The sequence below is a fragment of the Achromobacter piechaudii NBRC 102461 genome (genome assembly GCF_001571245.1).
Taxonomy (GTDB): Bacteria; Pseudomonadota; Gammaproteobacteria; order Burkholderiales; family Burkholderiaceae_B; genus Achromobacter; species Achromobacter piechaudii.
The window spans coordinates 798,016-816,527 of the sequence record NZ_BCTK01000005.1 but is presented as its reverse complement, the minus strand read 5'-3'; the positions used below and the strand labels follow the sequence as shown (position 1 = coordinate 816,527).

The window sequence follows — 18,512 nt, the reverse complement described above, 5'->3', positions numbered from 1 at the left end:
CGACATGCTGGCCGATGCCCTATACGCCTGGTTCCATTACCTTGCGATCTTTGTACTGGTGGTGGTGCTGACCGCCGAAGCGGTATTGCTGCGCCCCGACCTGAACGCCAACGGCGTCAAGCGTCTGGTGATCTACGACCGCCTGTACGGCATCAGCGCTGTCCTGGTGTTGATCACCGGCGTGCTGCGTTTGACGCAAGGCGTGAAAGGCGCCGCGTTCTACATGAGCAGCCCCTGGTTTCACGCGAAGATCACGCTGTTCGTCATCATCGCGCTCTGTTCGATCCCGCCGACGCTGGCGATCTTCCGTTGGGCGAAACAGTCGCGCCAGCAGGCCGGCTTCGTGCCCACCCTGCCCGAGATCAAGCGGGTACGCCGCTGGGTGATGATCGAATCGCACCTGTTCATTTTCCTGCCGCTGTTCGCGGTGCTGATGGCGCGCCACATCAGCGTGTAGCGCCTTCGCCCGTCAACGGGCCGGGTCACTGGCCTGCAAGGGCGCCTGCCAGCCTTGCGCCAGGCATTCGATCAGATAGTCGACGAATGCCCTGGCGCGAGCCGGCAGCAAGCGCGTTTCGGTCACGACATGTACGGGAAACGGCCCTACCGCCCAGTCGGGCAACACGCGGCGCAAATTACCCGATTGTTCAAGCTCGGTTTGGTCTCCGCCCAGCGCGGCAATACCCGCGCCCAACATCGCCAAGCGCCTCGCCATGCCGACTTCGTTCACGGAAAACCGGCTGCCGGGGGCGACGCTGAATTGCTCTGTTCCGCGAACCAGTGGCCAACGGGTGGGCGCGCCATTGGCCTGCGCACGAAATCCGATGCATTCGTGGGCGGCCAGCTCGGCAGGATGCGCGGGCGCTCCGTGCGCCGCCAGATAGTCGCTGGACGCGTACAGATGCACGTGCAGCGCGCCCAGACAACGCGCGATACGCGACGAATCCGGCAGTTGGCCGATCTTGATCGTCAGGTCGCAAGGATCGGCGACGCGATCCGCATGTTCCAGGCTGGCCAGGTTCACATGAAAGGCCACTTCAGGATGCCGCCGCGCAAACCCCATGAAGATATCGGCCATGACATCGGTGGCAAAGGTGGCCGGCATATTCACGCGCAGCAGGCCCGACGGCGTGGCGGTCAAGGCTTGCAGTTCTTCATGCGCCACCTCGGCCTCTTGCACGATGCGCAGACAGCGCTCCAGGTACAGCTCGCCCGCGCCGGTAAGTTCTACCTTGCGGGTGCTGCGGTTCAGCAGGCTCAGGCCGACTGAACGCTCCAATTGCGCCACGCGGCGCGACAGTGTTGATTTGGGCAGCCCCAGCACAAGCGCCGCGCGGCTGAAGCTGCGGGCCTTGGCCACCTCTGCAAACAGCTGCATGCTGTGCAGGCTTCTCACGACGCTCTCATCCGGGGTCACTCCGTCAACAGGTTGACCGGCGCGACACCTCGGCCGGAACAACGCATTGTCGGAGCAGACTTTTAAGAATTTCTTAACGCGCGCCGCGAGCACGGACGCAAATCCGAAGACACCACGCCGCTACGGACAGCGTGCCCTCGCCGCAGCCTTGGGTTCCTCGTTGCCGACAACGAAGGTGGCAAATTTGAAGACGCCGACTTCGTCATTCGTCACGACGCCAGCCAGCGTGCCATCGAACGCCTGCATGACCGACATGCCTTCGGGCACGTCTGCATGGCCTTCATGCCGGGCCACCTGCCCTGCGGACGGACTGAACACCAGCACACCGGGAAACGGTTCGCGTTGCCCATCCTTCACCCGCCTGACGGTCTTGACCTGCGTGCCCTCGGCATAGTCGAACGCGCCCAGGCGCGCGCGGCAGGCAAGCTCTGCGTCGCTGACTCGCAGCAAGTGCCGATCAGCATCCAGGTATAGGCGAGGCTCGCTCAACATCAGTCCGAACACCTTCACGGCGACAGGGTCCTTGATTTCAACGCGCCAGCGGTCAGGGTCGCGCGATCCGTCCACATACACCGTACCGTTCGAGCCATACAGCACCGAGCCCGCCTGGATTGCAATGCCATCGATCGTGTTGCCGCGCCCAAGCTGGCACTGGCTCAGGGCCTTCATCGCGCCGTCGGGCTCGGTATCGAATTCGATGTCGTGCGTACTGTCGCAGCGCCATCCCTGCACGTCCTGATCGCCCTCGCCTGTCAGGATGATGCTGCGCGGATACCGGCGAACCAGCGCATACGTGTCCTTCTCGTATTCAGTGTCCAGATAGCGCCGCGCCCGCTTGGCCTGCACGCCGAAGATGGCGGTGGGCGTGGGGAATTCAGCCTCGACGTAGGTGTCCAGTTGCCCTTCGTCCTGCAATGTCAGCCGGGTGCCCGCCGGCATGGCGACGCCGCCCAGGGTGGCCGCGTGCTCCAGCGTCACATGGCGCGCGGCCTCGGCCCGCTCGCTCTCGCGCTCGATCTGCCAGACGATGGTGTGCACCCACGCGAAGAAGGCAAAGGGCACCGCCAACACCACGAACAGCGCGGCCGACTTCTTCCAGTGCTTGCGAACCGTGCGGCGATGGCCGGGGCTGAAGGCCAGCAGCAAGCCCCAGGCGGCCAGCACAACGCCCGCAATCAGGCCCAGCAAAAGCAGCAGGTAGAAATTGACCGACGGCAATGAAATGGGAATCATGGGCAGCATGATATCCGGATATGCATCGCGTGCCGACCGCTTGCGCGCAGGCAATAAAAAACCGCCCGAAGGCGGTTTTTTGTCGAACGGAAAAGCGGATTAACGCTTGTCCATCGGGGGCACGTCGCGGGTGACCGAACCCGTGAACAGCTGGCGCGGACGGCCGATCTTGTAGTCGGGATCCGACAGCATCTCGTTCCACTGGGCAATCCAGCCCACCGTGCGGGCCAGCGCGAAGATGGCCGTGAACAGCGAGGTCGGGATGCCGATGGCGCGCTGGACGATACCCGAGTAGAAGTCCACGTTCGGGTACAGCTTGCGCTGCACGAAGTACGGATCCGACAGGGCGATGCGTTCCAGTTCCATGGCCAGCTTGAACAGCGGGTCGTTTTCCAGGCCCAGGGCCGAGAGCACTTCCTTGCAGGTTTCCTGCATCAGCTTGGCGCGCGGGTCGTAGTTCTTGTAGACGCGGTGGCCAAAGCCCATCAGGCGCACGCCCGAGTTCTTGTCCTTGACCTTCTCCATGAACTCACCGACCTTGTCGATGCCGCCATTGGCTTGCAGCTCTTCCAGCATTTGCAGGCAAGCTTCGTTGGCGCCGCCGTGAGCCGGGCCCCACAGGCAAGCCACGCCAGCCGAGATGGCCGCGAACGGGTTGGTGCCCGACGAACCGCACAGGCGCACGGTCGAGGTCGATGCGTTTTGCTCGTGGTCGGCGTGCAGGATGAAGATGCGGTCCAGCGCGCGTTCGACGACTTCGTTGACCTTGTAGTCTTCGCACGGCGTGGCGAACATCATGCGCAGGAAGTTGCCCGTGTAGGACAGGTCGTTCTGCGGATAGATGAACGGCTGGCCTTGCGAGTACTTGTACGCCATCGCAACCAGCGTCGGCATCTTGGCGATCAGGCGGATGGCCGAGATGTGGCGATGCTGCGGGTTCGTGATGTCGGTGGAGTCGTGGTAGAACGCGGACAGCGCGCCAACCAGACCCGTCAGCACGGCCATCGGGTGCGCGTCGCGGCGGAAGCCACGCAGGAAGAAGTGCAGCTGCTCGTTGACCATCGTGTGATGGGTCACTTGCGAATCGAAATCGGCCTTCTGTTCCTGGTTCGGCAGTTCGCCGTTCAGGATCAGGTAGCAGATATCCATGAAGTCGCAATTGACGGCCAATTGCTCGATCGGGTAGCCGCGATACAGCAGTTCGCCCTTGTCGCCATCGATGTACGTAATGCCCGATTCGCACGCCGCGGTGGACATGAAGCCGGGGTCAAACGTAAACATGCCCGTCTGGCCATACAGCTTGCGGATGTCGATCACATCCGGACCGACCGTGCCCTTGTAGACAGGGAACTCAATGGGTGCGCTGCCATCCGAGAAGGATAGAGTGGCTTTTTTGTCAGACAGGTTCATGTTTTTTCCTCTCACATTAATCAGAGTGCGCGCATCTGGCCAATAATGCCCCGAAGCCTGGGGGTATCCAGGTCGCCTTCGAGTTCCTTGCGGGCCAGCAGCAGGTCGAGAAGATCGTTGTCTCCCATCTCGAACAGCTGGGTCAATGCGGCAACATCATCATCGGTAAGTTCAGCCTCGTAAGCGTCAAGGTACCGAGTGATGATCAAGTCGTTTTCGAGCAGGCCGCGGCGCGCCCGCCAACGCAGACGCGCCCGCTCCAGTTCAGTTAGCCTGCTCATCGTTACACCATAAAAACAAAAGTCTTCACACCAGAAACTAGACCGTGCGACGAACCATCAGTTCCTTGATCTTGCCGATCGCCTTGGTCGGGTTCAGGCCCTTGGGACAGACGTCGACGCAATTCATGATCGTGTGGCAACGGAACAGGCGGTACGGATCTTCCAGGTTGTCCAGACGCTCGCCGGTGGCTTCGTCGCGGCTGTCGGCGATGAAGCGGTAGGCTTGCAGCAGGCCGGCCGGGCCGACGAACTTGTCCGGATTCCACCAGAACGACGGGCAGGACGTGGAACAGCATGCGCACAGAATGCACTCGTACAGACCATCCAGTTCTTCGCGCGCCTCGGGCGACTGCAGGCGCTCTTTTTCGGGCGGCGGCGCGTCGTTGATGAGGTACGGACGGATCGAGTGGTACTGGTTGAAGAAGTGCGTCATGTCCACGATCAGGTCGCGGATGACGGGCAAGCCCGGCAGCGGACGCAGAACGATGGGTTCTTTCAGTTCACGCAGGTTCGTCGTGCAGGCCAGGCCGTTCTTGCCGTTGATGTTCATGGCGTCCGAACCGCACACGCCTTCACGGCACGAGCGGCGCAGGGCCAGGCTGTCATCGACGTCGTTCTTGATGCGCACCAGCGCATCAAGCAGCATCTTGTCGGTGGGCTGGAGTTCGACGTCCAGCTTCTGCATGTAGGGGCGCTCGTCCTTGTCCGGATCGTAGCGGTAGATTTCGAACTTGACGATTCTCTTGGTGCTCATAATGGGCTCTATCCGGACTTAGAAGGTACGCGCCTTGGGCGGGAAGGACTCAACCGTCAGCGGCTTCATCTGCACAGGCTTGTAATCCAGGCGGCTGCCTTCGGAATACCACAGCGTGTGCTTGAGCCAGTTCTCGTCGTCGCGCGTCGGGTGGTCGTCCAGCGCGTGAGCGCCGCGGCTTTCCGTACGGGCTGCGGCCGACTTGATCGTGGCACGGGCCACTTCGGTCATGTTGGCCAGTTCCAGCGCTTCGACGCGCGCGGTGTTGAACACCTTGGACTTGTCCTTGAAGTAGATATTGTCGGCTTGCTTGGCCAGATCTTCGATCTGCGTCACGCCTTCGTTCAGCAATTCCAGCGTGCGGAACACGCCGCAGTGGCGCTGCATCGAGAAGCGGATGGCGTTGCCGATGTCTTGCGTCTTTTCGCCCGAGGTGCGCGTTTCCAGCTTGTTCACGCGATCCAGCGAGTACTCGACGGCTTCCTTCGGCAGATCCTGGTGAGCGCGCTGGCGCTCGGGATGCGAATTGACGATGTGGTTGCCGGTGGCGCGACCGAACACGATCAGGTCCAGCAGCGAGTTCGTGCCCAGGCGGTTCGCGCCGTGCACGGACACGGCGGCGCATTCGCCCACCGCGTACAGGCCGTTGACGATCTTGTTCTCGCCATTGACGCGCGAGAGCACCTGGCCGTGGTAGTTGGCCGGAATGCCGCCCATCTGGTAGTGGATGGTCGGAACGACGGGGATCGGTTCCTTGATCGGATCGACGTTGCCGAACTTGATGGCGATTTCGCGGATGGAGGGCAGACGCTTGTTGATGACGTCGGCGCCCAGGTGGTCCAGCTTCAGGACGACATAGCTGCCGTCCGGACCGCAACCACGGCCTTCCTTGATTTCCTGGTCCATCGAGCGGGACACGAAGTCACGCGGAGCCAGATCCTTCAGCGTGGGCGCATAGCGCTCCATGAAGCGCTCGCCATCCTTGTTCAACAGGATGCCGCCTTCGCCACGCACGCCTTCCGTGATCAGCACGCCCGCGCCGGCCACGCCGGTCGGGTGGAACTGCCAGAATTCCATGTCTTGCAGCGGGATGCCGGCGCGGGCAGCCATGCCCAGGCCGTCACCGGTGTTGATGAAGGCGTTGGTGGACGCGGCCCAGATACGGCCGGCGCCGCCGGTGGCCAGCACCGTGGTCTTGGCTTCCAGGATGTAGATTTCGCCCGTTTCCATTTCCAGGGCGGTCACGCCGACGACGTCGCCTGCTTCGTTGCGCAGCAGGTCCAACGCCATCCATTCGACGAAGAACTGGGTGCGCGCGGCAACGTTGCGCTGGTAGAGGGTGTGCAACAGCGCGTGGCCGGTGCGGTCGGCGGCGGCACAGGCGCGCTGCACCGGCTTTTCACCGAAGTTGGCGGTGTGGCCGCCGAACGGACGCTGATAGATCGTGCCGTCGGGGTTGCGGTCGAACGGCATGCCGAAGTGCTCGAGCTCGTACACGGCGTTCGGCGCTTCACGGCACATGAATTCGATGGCGTCCTGGTCGCCCAGCCAATCCGACCCCTTGACGGTGTCGTACATGTGCCAGTACCAGTTGTCTTCGCTCATGTTGCCCAGCGAGGCGCTCACGCCGCCTTGCGCGGCAACGGTGTGCGAACGCGTGGGGAACACTTTGGACAGCACTGCAACGGACAGGCCCGCTTGGGACAGTTGCAGCGAACAACGCATGCCGGCTCCACCGGCGCCAACGACCACCACATCAAACTGGCGGCGCGGCAAGGATTTCATGACAGAGACCACGGCTTAAATGCTCCAGAGGATTTGCGCGAAGTAAACGACCGTACCGACCAGCCAGAGGATCGTCAGCACTTGCAGCAGCAGGCGCAGGCCCACCGGCTTGACGTAATCCATCCAGATGTCGCGCACGCCAATCCAGGCATGCCAGGCCAACGCAATGAATGCAAGGGAGGCCAGGATCTGGCCAACCGGAATGATGCCCACGTAGAAAGTGAACAGCTTGACCCAGTGTTCGTACGTGAAGGCGGGCATCATCAAGATGCCAACGAGCAGCACCAGCGTATACACGGCCATGATGACGGCGGTGATGCGCTGGACGATGAAGTCCATGACGCCATAGTGAGCGCCTACGACCAGGCGCTTGGGTCCGTAGTTTTTAGCGGCGGCCATTTACAGCACTCCGAACAGTTTGAGACCGAACACCAGCGTCAGCGCCAGGCTGACACCGAAGACCACGCCGGCGCTTTTCTTGGCCGACAGCTTGTCGATGCCGATGTGCAGGTCCAGCAGCAGGTAGCGGATGCCGGCACAGAAGTGATGCAGGTAGCCCCACATGAGGACCAGGAAGACAAGCTTGACGATCGGGTGGGTCGCAATGGCGGCGATCCAGGCAAACGACTGCGGTGCGGTCACGCTTGCTGCGAACAGCGGCACGATGACCAAGGGCAAACAGAGGAACAGCAAAATGCCGCTGATGCGGTGCAGGATGGACAGCTTGCCGGCCAGGGGCAGGCGATAGGAGAACGCAACTTGGGCAAGCCCAATATTGCGAAACTGCGGACGTGGCTTGGCAGCGGTGTCGGACATGACGGCCTCGGTGTTTCGGAACTAGGGAATCGTGACGGCGAAAGTGCCGTTGCCCTTTCGGGCAAACACGCTATTTTCGCCCAGAGATTGGGTTGGTATCAAATCGTAGTTAAAAAGCTCATCAATTCAGACTATTGCGGTAGTGGTATCGATCGGTCAAGTACAAACCCCGGCGGATTTCCATGGGGCGGTCACCATAGGTGTAAGACACCCGGTCTACCTGCAACAACGGCGTGCCGGCCGGAACATTAAGCAGGGGACAGACTTCAGCCGGCGCGATCACCGCGCGCAGCTTTTCGTCCGCCCGCACCATGCTGACGCCGAACTCGGACTCAAACAGCCCATAGAGCGGCGCCTTGTTGGCGGTCAGCAGTTCAAGGGTGAGGCCACGGAAAATGGAACCGGGCAGCCAGATGTCGTCCACGACGGTGGGCGTCTGCCCCATGGACAGCAGGCGGCGGATCATCACGACGGTTTCGCCGGCGCGCAGGTCCAGGGCGCGCGCAATCTCGGCGGGCGCTCGCAGCCGGCGGCATTCCAGGATGCGGCTTTCGGCGCGACCAGCCTCGCCTTCGTCATCGGCGGCCAGGCGCAGGAAGCGATAGCGCACGCGGGCTTCGTGGTGGGTGGCGACAAAGGTGCCCTTGCCCTGGCGGCGCAACAGCATGTGCTCGGCGGCCAACTCATCGACCGCCTTGCGCACCGTGCCCTGGCTGACCTGGAAACGGGCAGCCAGATCGATTTCGCTGGGGATGAGTTCGCCGGGCTTCCATTCGCCGCGTTCAAGGCTTTGGACAAGCAGATCCTTGATCTGGCGATAGAGCGGACTGAAAGCGGCCCCCTCGCCCGTTGCACGGGCGGCGCGATTGCGTAAGGAGGTTTCGGGCCGGGGCTCTGCCATGGATCTTCTTGAAAGTGTCATGTTCATCCGGATGATGGATGGGCAGCGTGGAAACCTGCGCCTCGCCCACATCCAAAATGCGCGGAAAATAAGGGCATCAACAACTGCCCGCAACGCATTCGAATAAACGCTCTATTGTGGCATATCGGGCCAGACGCTGTCCAACGTCTTATGTCTTATATAAGATAGAAGAGCGTTTGACGGACCCCCGAAATCGTTCTAGGATTCACGGCTGTCAGGGCCCCGCGCCGCCTCCTGCGCACGCGCTGTTTTTGATGCCCCGCCCGATTACACTGATCGGTGAGATTTTTCTCGCCAAACCATTACGGAGAACGTCCATGTCCAAGCCTGCCTTGCGTGTCGCCGTCACCGGCGCCGCCGGCCAAATCGGTTACGCACTGCTATTCCGCATCGCCTCCGGCGAAATGCTGGGTAAAGATCAACCCGTCATCCTGCAACTGCTGGAAATCCCCGACGAGAAAGCGCAAAAGGCCCTGAAGGGCGTCATCATGGAATTGGATGACTGCGCCTTCCCGCTGCTGCAGGAAGTGACCGCCCACAGCGATCCGCGCACCGCCTTCAAGGACGCCGACGTTGCCCTGCTGGTTGGCGCCCGTCCGCGCGGCCCCGGCATGGAACGCAAGGACCTGCTGTCGGTCAACGCCCAGATCTTCACGGCGCAGGGCAAGGCCCTGAACGATGTGGCCAGCCGCAACGTCAAGGTGCTGGTCGTCGGCAACCCCGCCAACACCAACGCCTACATCGCCATGAAGTCGGCCCCGGATCTGCCGGCCAAGAACTTCACCGCCATGCTGCGCCTGGACCACAACCGCGCGCTGTCGCAGTTGTCGGCCAAGTCGGGCAAGCCGGTCGCCGACATCGAAAACCTGATCGTCTGGGGCAACCACTCGCCCACGATGTACCCGGATTTCCGCTTTGCCACCGTCGGCGGCGAATCGCTGACCAAGCTCATCAATGATGACGCCTGGAACCGTGACACGTTCATCCCCACCGTGGGCAAGCGTGGCGCCGCCATCATCGAAGCCCGTGGCCTGTCCTCGGCCGCTTCGGCCGCCAACGCCGCTATCGACCACGTCCGTGACTGGGTCCTGGGCAGCAATGGCAAGTGGGTCACGATGGGCGTTCCGTCGGACGGCTCCTACGGCATCCCGGAAGGCATCATCTACGGCGTGCCGGTCACGACCGAAAACGGCGAATACAAGCGTGTCGAAGGCCTGGAAATCGACGCCTTCTCGCGCGAGCGCCTGGACTTCACGCTGAAAGAGCTCCTGGAAGAGCGCGACGGCGTCAAGGACCTGCTGAAGTAAGCAGCGCTTGAATCAGAATTGGGCCCGTTCATGCGGGCCCAATTCTTCTGTACAGCGATCATGCCGAAACATAAATCTGTCTCTTGGCCCGGCCGCGCCGGGATTGTCGCGTAGGGGACAGATTTATATTCCGGACCCGCGATAAGGTCGTGGGCTAGCCATAAGAACGGAGACCTCCATGTCCAGACCCGAATCGCCCGGCGCCCTCTTCCGCCGCGCCCTTGCCGAAGAAAGCCCGCTGCAAATCATCGGGGCCATCAACGCCAACCACGCGCTTCTGGCCAAGCGCGCCGGCTATCGCGCCATCTACCTGTCGGGTGGCGGGGTCGCGGCGGGTTCGCTGGGCCTGCCCGATCTGGGCATCAACACCATGGACGACGTGCTGACCGACGTGCGCCGCATCACCGACGTGTGCGACGTGCCGCTGGTGGTGGACATCGACACCGGCTTCGGCCCGTCGGCATTCAACATCGCCCGCACCGTCAAGAGCCTGATCAAGTTCGGCGCGGCAGCCTGCCACATCGAAGACCAGGTCGGCGCCAAGCGCTGCGGCCATCGTCCGGGCAAGGAAATCGTCACCACCGAAGAAATGGCCGACCGCGTCAAGGCCGCGGCCGACGCGCGCACGGACAGCGACTTCTACCTGATCGCCCGCACCGACGCCATCGCGTCGCACGGCGTGGATGCCGCCATTGAGCGCGCGCTGGCCTGCGTGGAAGCGGGCGCGGACGCCATCTTCGCCGAAGCCGCCTACGACCTGCCGACCTACGATCGCTTCGTCAAGGCCGTCAAGGTGCCGGTGCTGGCCAATATCACCGAATTCGGCAAGACGCCGCTGTTCACCGTTGAAGAGCTCAAGAGCGTGGGCGTGGGCATGGTGCTGTATCCCCTGTCGGCCTTCCGCGCCATGAACAAGGCCGCCGAGGCCGTCTACACCGCCATCCGCCGCGACGGCCATCAGAAAAACGTGGTCGACCTGATGCAGACGCGCGAAGAACTGTACGACCGCATCGGCTATCACGAATTCGAATCCCGGCTGGACGCGCTTTTCCAAAAGGGCAAGGCGTAATTCCGCAGCCTGTCGGTATCCGGCGTTGCGACACCCTCGCAACGCCAAGCTAGTCCCCCATTGCATCGACCACCGCGAAAGGAAAGGAGTAGAGACATGAGCACGGCTCCCAAGAAGCAAGAAGCCAAGCCGGACGCCAAGCCGGAAGAAAAAGCCGGTTTTAAACCCAAGAAGTCCGTTGCCCTGTCGGGCGTGGTCGCGGGCAACACCGCGCTATGCACCGTGGGCCGCAGCGGCAACGACCTGCACTATCGCGGCTACGACATCCTGGACATCGCCCACACCAGCGAGTTCGAGGAAATCGCCCATCTGCTGGTCCACGGCAAGCTGCCCAACAAGGCAGAGCTGGCCGCCTACAAGCAAAAGCTCAAGAGCCTGCGCGGCCTGCCCGCGCAATTGCAGGTGGCGCTGGAAGCGTTGCCCGCCTCCAGCCACCCGATGGACGTGATGCGCACCGCCGTGTCGGTGCTCGGTTGCGTGCTGCCTGAGAAAGACGACCACAACACCCCGGGCGCGCGCGACATCGCCGACCGCCTGATGGCCAACCTGGGCTCGGCCCTGCTCTATTGGTATCACTACAGCCACAACGGCCGCGTGATCGACGTGCAGACCGACGACGACAGCATCGGCGGCCATTTCCTGCATCTGTTGCACGGCGAAAAGCCCAGCGACGAATGGGTCAAGGCGATGCACATCTCCTTGAACCTGTACGCCGAACACGAATTCAACGCGTCCACGTTCACGGCCCGCGTCATCGCCGGCACGGGCTCGGACATGTTCTCGTCGATCGCCGGCGCCATCGGCGCGCTGCGCGGCCCCAAGCACGGCGGCGCCAACGAAGTGGCGTTCGACGTGCAAAAGCGCTATGACTCGCCGGACGAAGCCGAAGCCGACATCCGCCGCCGCGTCGAGGCCAAGGAAGTCATCATCGGCTTTGGCCACCCGGTCTACACCGTGTCCGACCCGCGCAACAAGGTCATCAAGGAAGTGGCCAAGAAGCTGTCCAAGAAGGCCGGCAGCACCAAGATGTTCGACATCGCCGAACGCCTGGAAACGGTCATGTGGGACATCAAGAAGATGTTCCCCAACCTGGACTGGTTCTCGGCTGTCAGCTATCACATGATGGGCGTGCCCACGTCGATGTTCACCCCGCTGTTCGTCATCGCGCGCACAGCGGGCTGGTCGGCCCACATCATCGAGCAGCGCATCGACAACAAGATCATCCGCCCCACCGCCAACTACGTGGGCCCGGAAGATCAGAAGTTCGTGCCGCTGGACAAGCGCAAGTAAGGCGGTTGCCACCAGAACGAGAACAAGGCGCGGCATGGCCACCTGTATTCACTTCTTCGCTAAGGAGGGTTCGCAATGTCCGCCCCAATCTCAAACGTACGTCCCGATCCCGATCAGGTCCTGGTCGATATCGCGGACTACGTTCTCAACTACGAGATCAAGAGCAGCCTGGCGTATGAAACCGCCCGCAACTGCCTGATCGACACGCTGGGCTGCGGCCTGGAAGCACTGGAATACCCGGCATGCAAGAAGCTGCTGGGGCCGATCGTGCCGGGTACGGTGGTGCCGCATGGCGCCAAGGTGCCCGGCACCTCGTTCCAGCTCGACCCCGTGCAGGCCGCGTTCAACATCGGCACGATCATCCGCTGGCTCGATTTCAACGACACCTGGCTGGCCGCCGAATGGGGCCACCCGTCCGACAACCTGGGCGGCATCCTGGCGACAGCGGATTGGTTGTCGCGCACCGCGGTGGCAGCCGGCAAGCCGCCGTTGACGATGCGCGACGTGCTCACGGGCATGATCAAGGCGCATGAAATCCAGGGCTGCATCGCGCTGGAAAATTCGTTCAACAAGGTCGGGCTGGACCACGTCGTGCTGGTCAAGGTGGCGTCCACTGCCGTGGTGGCGCAGATGCTCGGACTGGACCGCGACGAAGTCATCAACGCCGTGTCGCTGGCCTGGGTCGATGGCCAGAGCCTGCGCACGTATCGCCACGCCCCCAATACCGGCAGCCGGAAAAGCTGGGCCGCGGGTGATGCGACCAGCCGCGCGGTGCGCCTCGCGTTGATCGCCAAAACCGGCGAAATGGGTTATCCCTCCGTGCTGACCGCCAAGACCTGGGGCTTTTACGACGTGCTATTCAAGGGCCAGCCGTTCAAGTTCCAGCGGCCGTATGGCAGCTACGTGATGGAGAACGTGCTGTTCAAGATTTCGTTCCCTGCGGAATTCCATTCGCAGACCGCTGTGGAATGCGCGATGCAGATCCACGCAACGCTCAACGCGCGGGGCTTGCGGGCGGAAGACATCAAGGCCATCACCATCCGCACGCATGAAGCGTGCATCCGCATCATCGACAAGAAAGGTCCGCTGAACAATCCGGCCGACCGGGACCACTGCATCCAGTACATGGTGGCGGTGCCCGTGCTGTTTGGCCGCCTGACGGCCGGCGACTACGAGGACGATGTGGCGCGCGACCCGCGCATCGACGCCTTGCGCGACAAGATCGTGTGCGTGGAAGATCCGGCCTTCACCCGCGACTACCACGATCCGGACAAGCGCTCGATCGCCAACGCCTTGACGGTGGAATTCGTTGACGGCTCCAAGCTGGATGAAATCGTGTGCGAGTACCCCATCGGGCACAAGCGCCGCCGCGCCGAAGGCATCCCCTTGCTGGAGGCCAAGTTCCGCACGAATCTGGCGCGCATGTTCCCTGCCAGGCAGCAGCGCCGCATTCTTGATGTGTCGCTGGACCAGAAGACGCTTGAAGCCATGCCGGTGCACGAATACGTGGACCTGTATGTGATCTAGCGGGCGGCGGCGGGCGACCATCCCGGCGGCCTTACAATGCGGCTTTCCTCGATTGGACACCCGCCATGGCCATGCTTTGGGTCAAGAGCTTTCACATCGTCTTCATCGCTTCCTGGTTCGCCGGGTTGTTCTACCTGCCCCGCATTTTCGTGAATCTGGCGCAGCAGTCCGACGCGTCCGTGCAGGCCACGCTGCTGGGCATGGCTCGCCGGCTGTACCGGTTCACCACCATCCTGGCCGTGGTCGCCATCGTGTTCGGCATGTGGCTGTACCTGGGTTATCGCATCGGCGTCGGCCCGGGCAACGGCTGGATGCACGCCAAACTCTTTTTCGTCCTGCTCGTCATCGGCTACCATCACGCCTGTGGCTTGATGCTGCGTAAATTCGAACAGGGTAAAAACACCCGTTCGCATAAGTTCTATCGCTGGTTCAACGAAGTTCCCGTCTTGCTGCTCTTGGTGGTGGTGGCGCTGGTCGTCGTCAAACCCTTCTGATTCCCCCTACCTTTGCACATTCGCCAGGATTCGTATGTCCTCTGATGAACAGGACCGCCCGCGCAAGACGCTGACGATCAAAAAAACGGCGCGTGACGCCCACGCCGAAGAGGCGCCCAAGCGTACGCGCACGGGCGCTCGCGCCAAGCTCGTCGCGCAGATCTCGCGCACGAAGGAAAACGTCGAACGCCAGAAAGATCCTGAAGGCTACCAACGCCGCCAGGAAGAAGAGTCGCGCCGCAAAACGGGCGCTGGCGCCCGGGGCCAGGCGCCTCGCGGCGGTGGCCAGTACGAGCGGGGCCAAACCGCTCGAGGCGAAGGTCGCGGCCCTGGCGGCCGTGGCGGCGCGGATCGCGGCATGCCTGAAGGCGGCCGATCGGAACGCGGCAGCTATGAGCGCAGGACCGACCGCCCGCCGACGGCTCGCACCCGTGCCGAGGACTCCCACCGCGACGCCGCGCCCAGCGCGCGCTCCGGCCGCACGCCGCAACGCGCACCGCGCCTGCGGGATGACCAATACATTGCGCCGGCCACGCCGGCAGGCCGCTTCTACGATCCGTTCGAGGATGACGGCCCCGCGCCCGACTTCCACGCAGAGCAGCCCGAACAGTCCGTAGAGCCGGACTACACCGAAGAGCGCGAAGACCATCAAGACCGCGCGCCCCACGTCGAAACCCGCAGCCGCCGCCCACGCGAGACCCGCCAGGCGGAAATCTTCACCGTCTTCGCCCCCTGCCCCCAAGGCCTGGAAGAGGCGCTGACGGCCGAAATGCAGGCGCTGGGTTACGAAGACGCCCAGGCCGGCCGCGCGGGCTGCTCGTTCACCGCCGATTGGGCGGGCGTGCAGCGCGCCAATCTGTACTCGCGCCTGGCCACCCGCATCCTGGTGCAGGTGGCGCACGCCGAGATCTCTCACGAAGACGACATCCTGGACCTGGCCCGCGATACCCCCTGGGAACGCTGGTTCGGCGCGGAACAGACCTTGCGTGTGGACACCTCGGCCATCAAGAGCCCGGTGCAAAGCCTGCAATATTGCAATCTGCGCGCCAAGGACGGCATCTGCGACCGCCTGCGCGAGCTGGAAGGCGAGCGCCCCAGCATCGATACGGTGCGCCCCGACGCGCGCGTCCACCTGTTCCTGACCGGCCATACCGCCACGCTGTACCTGGACACCTCGGGTGAATCCCTGTTCAAGCGCGGCTGGCGCCTGGACAAGGGCGAAGCCCCGCTGCGCGAGAATCTGGCGGCCGGCATGCTGGCCCTGGCGGGCTGGGACCCGGCTGCGCCGCTGCTGGATCCGTTCTGCGGGTCGGGCACCATCCTGATCGAAGCTGCCTGGATTGCCTTGGGCGTGCCCCCGGGCATTTCCCGTCCCTTCGGCTTTGAACGCCTGCGCGATCACGACGCCTACCGCTGGCGTGACTTGAAGGACGACGCCCGTTCGCGCATCCTGCCGCAGCTGGACGCACCGCTGGTGGGCTACGATCTGGACCCGCAAGCCATTGAATTTGCTCAGAACAACGCCGAGCGCGCCTGGCTGACCGCCGATTCGATCCGCTTTGAAGTGGGCGACGCGCGCGAGATCACGGCGCCCGCCGACCACGGCTGGATCGTCACCAACCCGCCCTATGGCGAGCGCATGCTGACCGAGCAGGACGCGGACCTGTGGCGCGACTGGGCGACCTGCCTGAAGCGCAACTTCGCCGGCTGGCAGTTGCACGTCATCACCAGCGACATGACGCTGCCCAATCAAATGCGCTTGAAGCCCAAACGTCGTGTGCCGCTGCACAACGGCGCGCTGGATTGCCGCCTGTTCGGGTTCGAACTGGTCGCCGCCGGCTACCGCGACGCCTGAGCAAGACCCCGCCCGGGCGGTTCTCGCCCGGGCAATCCCCCTCCCATGGCCGCTGCGGCGCGTTGTAAAAGCGCCGCAACATCGCGCCGGTATCTTTGCTTATGGTGCCCGGCCGCCCGGTTTTGGGGCATCATCAGCACCAAGGTGTTGCCATGTTGCACCCACTTGCATCTGCCACTTGCACAGTTTCAGGGTAAACCCCTATAATTCGGGTTATCCCTAGTAGCTAAACAACTGAGCAAGCCCGTGGAGGCTATTGTGATCAACCCGAACAACACCATCCGCCTGACCGACGAACTCGAGCGCCAACTGATGCTCCAGGCAATTGAAGAACAATTCCGTCCGCACCCGATGCGGGCGTTGGCCTCCGGCCTGCGTAAGCTGGCCCACGGCGTGAAGGCCCTGGTTGGCAAGACGAGCGCCAAGAACGCGCACTCCGCCGCCTGAAGCTGGATCTGGGCCTGAAGCCTCGGCCCGAACGATTTTCCCCTTGGGGGCTGCATAGCCCCTTTTATAGACCCGCCCTTACCGGCGGGTTTTTTTTTGCGCTTGGAAAGCCTGGATGCGGCGCACCGTGGGGACCACCTTCCCCCGCCGGGCCGTCCCAAGGGGGAAGCGCCCCCTCGGGGGGCAGGAAGCCGCGCAGCCGCGCACCGTGGGGGTCACCTTCCCCCGCAGGGCCGCCCCAAGGGGGAAGCGCCCCCTTGGGGGGCAGGAAGCCGCGCAGCGGCGCACCGTGGGGGCTCCCTTTATTGGATAATGGCGACCCATGACGACCGACGCCTTTCTCGACCAGACCCCCAATCGGCTGCGCCGATTCGCCTGCATGATGTATGAGGCCGTGCTGCTGTTCGGCGTCGTATTTCTGGCGGGCTATCTGCTGGACACCCTGACGCAGAGCAAGAACGCGCTGGAATTGCGGGCGGCTCGCCAAGCCTGGCTGTTCGTGGCGATCGGGGCCTATTTCGTATTGTGCTGGCGCCGACGCGGCCAGACGCTGCCGATGAAGACCTGGAATATCCGGCTGGTGGACCGCGACGGCAACACGCCTGCGACGGCCCGCCTCGTGCTGCGCTATGTGCTGGTCTGGCCGCTGGTGCTGGCCGGTGCGGCCGTGGTGTGGGGCGCCGCGAGCCTGACGGGCTGGGCGTCGATGGACATGTTCATCGTGGCCGCGCCGTTCACGATCTTCATCTGGTCCTGGTTCGATCCGGATGGCCAGTTCCTGCACGATCGCCTGCTGGGCACGCGCCTGCGCAACGCACCGCAACGCCAGAAGGCGCGCTGACGCGATACCTGTGCAGGGCGCCACAGCGCCCCAGCCCCGGCGCCGAGCCCCTGCCAGCGCCTTTGCTCCAGCAGCCCTACCAACGCCCTCCTCTCGCCAGCCCCCACCGTCACAACAGCGTCACGTTAGCTTCACACGCCCGTCATCGCCGGATGATTTGATTCCAAGGCATGACGACAGCCCACATGGAAGCGACCGTGAACGAGATCCGCCCCGCGCACTGGCGTGCCCTCTGGATTTCCGACATACACCTGGGCACTGCCGGGTGCAAGGCGGAATTCCTGCTTGATTTCCTGGACCACAACGACTCGGACACCCTGTATCTGGTGGGCGACATCGTCGACGGCTGGCAGCTCCGTAAGCACTGGCACTGGCCGCGCGCGCACAACGACGTCATCCAGCGCATCCTGCGCAAAGCCCGCAACGGCACGCGCGTCGTGTTCATTCCCGGCAACCATGACGAATTCGCGCGCGAATTCGCCGGCTACGCCTTTGGCGACATCGAGATCCTGGATGAAGACGTGCACGTGACCGCCAAGGGCCTGCGCCTGCTGGTGCTGCACGGCGATCAGTTCGACGGCGTGATCCAGCACAGCCGCTGGCTGGCTCACCTGGGAGACGGGCTCTATCAACTGGCCTTGTGGATCAACCACCATTTCAACCGGCTGCGGCACCGACTCGGTCTGCATTACTGGTCTCTGTCGCAATTCTTGAAGCACAAGGTCAAGAACGCGGTGTCGTTCATCACGGACTTCGAAGAGGCCCTGGCAGGCGAAGCGCGCCGCCGCGGACTGGACGGGGTGGTGTGCGGCCACATCCACAAGGCGGAATTGCGCGACGTCGGCGGCATCCTGTATTGCAACGACGGCGACTGGGTGGAAAGCCTGTCGGCGCTGGCCGAAACCCACGAGGGCCAGTTGCAGCTCCTGGACTGGGCCGCCATCCAGGCCGAACGCCAAGCTGAACCGTCTGCCCGCCCGCCGCGCTCGCTCTCTCTGCCGGCCTTGCCCTCAGCGCTTCGTCGTCAAAGCAAACACCCGTGATAACCCGTATGCGTCCCCATT

At 63.3% G+C, this 18,512-nt stretch carries 19 protein-coding genes; 10 read left to right on the top strand and 9 right to left on the bottom strand.

Annotated features, from left to right (window positions below; genetic code table 11):
- Positions 1–4: 4 nt before the first annotated feature.
- Positions 5–457, top strand: coding sequence for a DUF2214 family protein (locus API01S_RS10420; RefSeq protein WP_039882934.1), 453 nt, complete (start codon positions 5–7; stop codon positions 455–457).
- A gap of 12 nt (positions 458–469) precedes the next feature.
- Here API01S_RS10420 and API01S_RS10415 read toward each other — a convergent pair whose 3' ends face one another.
- From API01S_RS10415 to API01S_RS10375, 9 genes are all read right to left on the bottom strand, one after another.
- A complete protein-coding gene (locus API01S_RS10415) occupies positions 470–1,378 on the bottom strand; it encodes a LysR family transcriptional regulator (protein ID WP_061304383.1) in 909 nt (302 codons plus the stop codon).
- A gap of 159 nt (positions 1,379–1,537) precedes the next feature.
- A complete protein-coding gene (locus API01S_RS10410; RefSeq protein WP_254598560.1) occupies positions 1,538–2,659 on the bottom strand; it encodes a hypothetical protein in 1,122 nt (373 codons plus the stop codon).
- Between the two features lie 90 nt (positions 2,660–2,749).
- On the bottom strand, positions 2,750–4,060 hold the full coding sequence (locus tag API01S_RS10405; RefSeq protein ID WP_006218129.1) for a citrate synthase: 1,311 nt from the start codon (positions 4,058–4,060) through the stop codon (positions 2,750–2,752).
- Between the two features lie 20 nt (positions 4,061–4,080).
- Positions 4,081–4,341 (bottom strand): succinate dehydrogenase assembly factor 2, encoded by a 261-nt coding sequence (locus tag API01S_RS10400; protein WP_006218128.1) that lies wholly within the window; start codon positions 4,339–4,341, stop codon positions 4,081–4,083.
- Between the two features lie 37 nt (positions 4,342–4,378).
- Positions 4,379–5,095 (bottom strand): succinate dehydrogenase iron-sulfur subunit, encoded by a 717-nt coding sequence (locus API01S_RS10395; protein ID WP_006218127.1) that lies wholly within the window; start codon positions 5,093–5,095, stop codon positions 4,379–4,381.
- Between the two features lie 18 nt (positions 5,096–5,113).
- Positions 5,114–6,892, bottom strand: a complete 1,779-nt coding sequence (gene sdhA / locus API01S_RS10390; RefSeq protein ID WP_006218126.1) for a succinate dehydrogenase flavoprotein subunit — start codon at positions 6,890–6,892, stop codon at positions 5,114–5,116.
- A gap of 3 nt (positions 6,893–6,895) precedes the next feature.
- Positions 6,896–7,279 carry a succinate dehydrogenase, hydrophobic membrane anchor protein gene (gene sdhD, locus API01S_RS10385; RefSeq protein ID WP_006218125.1) on the bottom strand — a complete coding sequence of 128 codons (384 nt, stop codon included), beginning with the start codon at positions 7,277–7,279 and terminating at the stop codon, positions 6,896–6,898.
- On the bottom strand, positions 7,280–7,696 hold the full coding sequence (gene sdhC / locus API01S_RS10380; protein WP_006218124.1) for a succinate dehydrogenase, cytochrome b556 subunit: 417 nt from the start codon (positions 7,694–7,696) through the stop codon (positions 7,280–7,282).
- Between the two features lie 121 nt (positions 7,697–7,817).
- On the bottom strand, positions 7,818–8,597 hold the full coding sequence (locus API01S_RS10375; protein ID WP_006218123.1) for a GntR family transcriptional regulator: 780 nt from the start codon (positions 8,595–8,597) through the stop codon (positions 7,818–7,820).
- Positions 8,598–8,935: 338 nt separating this feature from the next.
- Here API01S_RS10375 and API01S_RS10370 point away from each other — a divergent pair, with 338 nt between their 5' ends.
- The 9 genes from API01S_RS10370 (at position 8,936) to API01S_RS10325 (ending at position 18,491) form a co-directional block, all read left to right on the top strand.
- Entirely contained in the window at positions 8,936–9,925 is a 990-nt protein-coding gene (locus API01S_RS10370) for a malate dehydrogenase (RefSeq protein WP_006218122.1), read from the top strand.
- 178 nt (positions 9,926–10,103) lie between these two features.
- Positions 10,104–10,994, top strand: coding sequence for a methylisocitrate lyase (gene prpB, locus API01S_RS10365; RefSeq protein WP_006218121.1), 891 nt, complete (start codon positions 10,104–10,106; stop codon positions 10,992–10,994).
- 96 nt (positions 10,995–11,090) lie between these two features.
- On the top strand, positions 11,091–12,284 hold the full coding sequence (gene prpC, locus API01S_RS10360) for a bifunctional 2-methylcitrate synthase/citrate synthase (protein ID WP_006218120.1): 1,194 nt from the start codon (positions 11,091–11,093) through the stop codon (positions 12,282–12,284).
- Between the two features lie 75 nt (positions 12,285–12,359).
- Positions 12,360–13,811: a bifunctional 2-methylcitrate dehydratase/aconitate hydratase gene (locus API01S_RS10355; RefSeq protein ID WP_061304381.1), complete on the top strand. Its 1,452-nt coding sequence runs from the start codon at positions 12,360–12,362 to the stop codon at positions 13,809–13,811.
- Between the two features lie 65 nt (positions 13,812–13,876).
- Positions 13,877–14,305 carry a CopD family protein gene (locus API01S_RS10350; RefSeq protein ID WP_174544671.1) on the top strand — a complete coding sequence of 143 codons (429 nt, stop codon included), beginning with the start codon at positions 13,877–13,879 and terminating at the stop codon, positions 14,303–14,305.
- A 358-nt stretch (positions 14,306–14,663) separates the two neighbouring features.
- On the top strand, positions 14,664–16,160 hold the full coding sequence (locus API01S_RS10345) for a THUMP domain-containing class I SAM-dependent RNA methyltransferase (RefSeq protein ID WP_409360606.1): 1,497 nt from the start codon (positions 14,664–14,666) through the stop codon (positions 16,158–16,160).
- Positions 16,161–16,418: 258 nt separating this feature from the next.
- Positions 16,419–16,607: a hypothetical protein gene (locus API01S_RS10340; protein ID WP_039882929.1), complete on the top strand. Its 189-nt coding sequence runs from the start codon at positions 16,419–16,421 to the stop codon at positions 16,605–16,607.
- Between the two features lie 322 nt (positions 16,608–16,929).
- Positions 16,930–17,448: an RDD family protein gene (locus API01S_RS10330; protein WP_006218114.1), complete on the top strand. Its 519-nt coding sequence runs from the start codon at positions 16,930–16,932 to the stop codon at positions 17,446–17,448.
- A gap of 170 nt (positions 17,449–17,618) precedes the next feature.
- Positions 17,619–18,491: a UDP-2,3-diacylglucosamine diphosphatase gene (locus API01S_RS10325; protein WP_156487097.1), complete on the top strand. Its 873-nt coding sequence runs from the start codon at positions 17,619–17,621 to the stop codon at positions 18,489–18,491.
- Positions 18,492–18,512 lie beyond the last annotated feature (21 nt).

Coding starts and splice junctions, on each gene's coding strand:
- API01S_RS10420 (WP_039882934.1), top strand. CDS start 5: ATGCTGGCCGATGCCCTATACGCCTGGTTCCATTACCTTGCGATCTTT.
- API01S_RS10415 (WP_061304383.1), bottom strand. CDS start 1,378: ATGCAGCTGTTTGCAGAGGTGGCCAAGGCCCGCAGCTTCAGCCGCGCG.
- API01S_RS10410 (WP_254598560.1), bottom strand. CDS start 2,659: ATGCTGCCCATGATTCCCATTTCATTGCCGTCGGTCAATTTCTACCTG.
- API01S_RS10405 (WP_006218129.1), bottom strand. CDS start 4,060: ATGAACCTGTCTGACAAAAAAGCCACTCTATCCTTCTCGGATGGCAGC.
- API01S_RS10400 (WP_006218128.1), bottom strand. CDS start 4,341: ATGAGCAGGCTAACTGAACTGGAGCGGGCGCGTCTGCGTTGGCGGGCG.
- API01S_RS10395 (WP_006218127.1), bottom strand. CDS start 5,095: ATGAGCACCAAGAGAATCGTCAAGTTCGAAATCTACCGCTACGATCCG.
- sdhD (WP_006218125.1), bottom strand. CDS start 7,279: ATGGCCGCCGCTAAAAACTACGGACCCAAGCGCCTGGTCGTAGGCGCT.
- sdhC (WP_006218124.1), bottom strand. CDS start 7,696: ATGTCCGACACCGCTGCCAAGCCACGTCCGCAGTTTCGCAATATTGGG.
- API01S_RS10375 (WP_006218123.1), bottom strand. CDS start 8,597: ATGGCAGAGCCCCGGCCCGAAACCTCCTTACGCAATCGCGCCGCCCGT.
- API01S_RS10370 (WP_006218122.1), top strand. CDS start 8,936: ATGTCCAAGCCTGCCTTGCGTGTCGCCGTCACCGGCGCCGCCGGCCAA.
- prpB (WP_006218121.1), top strand. CDS start 10,104: ATGTCCAGACCCGAATCGCCCGGCGCCCTCTTCCGCCGCGCCCTTGCC.
- prpC (WP_006218120.1), top strand. CDS start 11,091: ATGAGCACGGCTCCCAAGAAGCAAGAAGCCAAGCCGGACGCCAAGCCG.
- API01S_RS10355 (WP_061304381.1), top strand. CDS start 12,360: ATGTCCGCCCCAATCTCAAACGTACGTCCCGATCCCGATCAGGTCCTG.
- API01S_RS10350 (WP_174544671.1), top strand. CDS start 13,877: ATGGCCATGCTTTGGGTCAAGAGCTTTCACATCGTCTTCATCGCTTCC.
- API01S_RS10345 (WP_409360606.1), top strand. CDS start 14,664: ATGCCTGAAGGCGGCCGATCGGAACGCGGCAGCTATGAGCGCAGGACC.
- API01S_RS10330 (WP_006218114.1), top strand. CDS start 16,930: ATGACGACCGACGCCTTTCTCGACCAGACCCCCAATCGGCTGCGCCGA.
- API01S_RS10325 (WP_156487097.1), top strand. CDS start 17,619: ATGACGACAGCCCACATGGAAGCGACCGTGAACGAGATCCGCCCCGCG.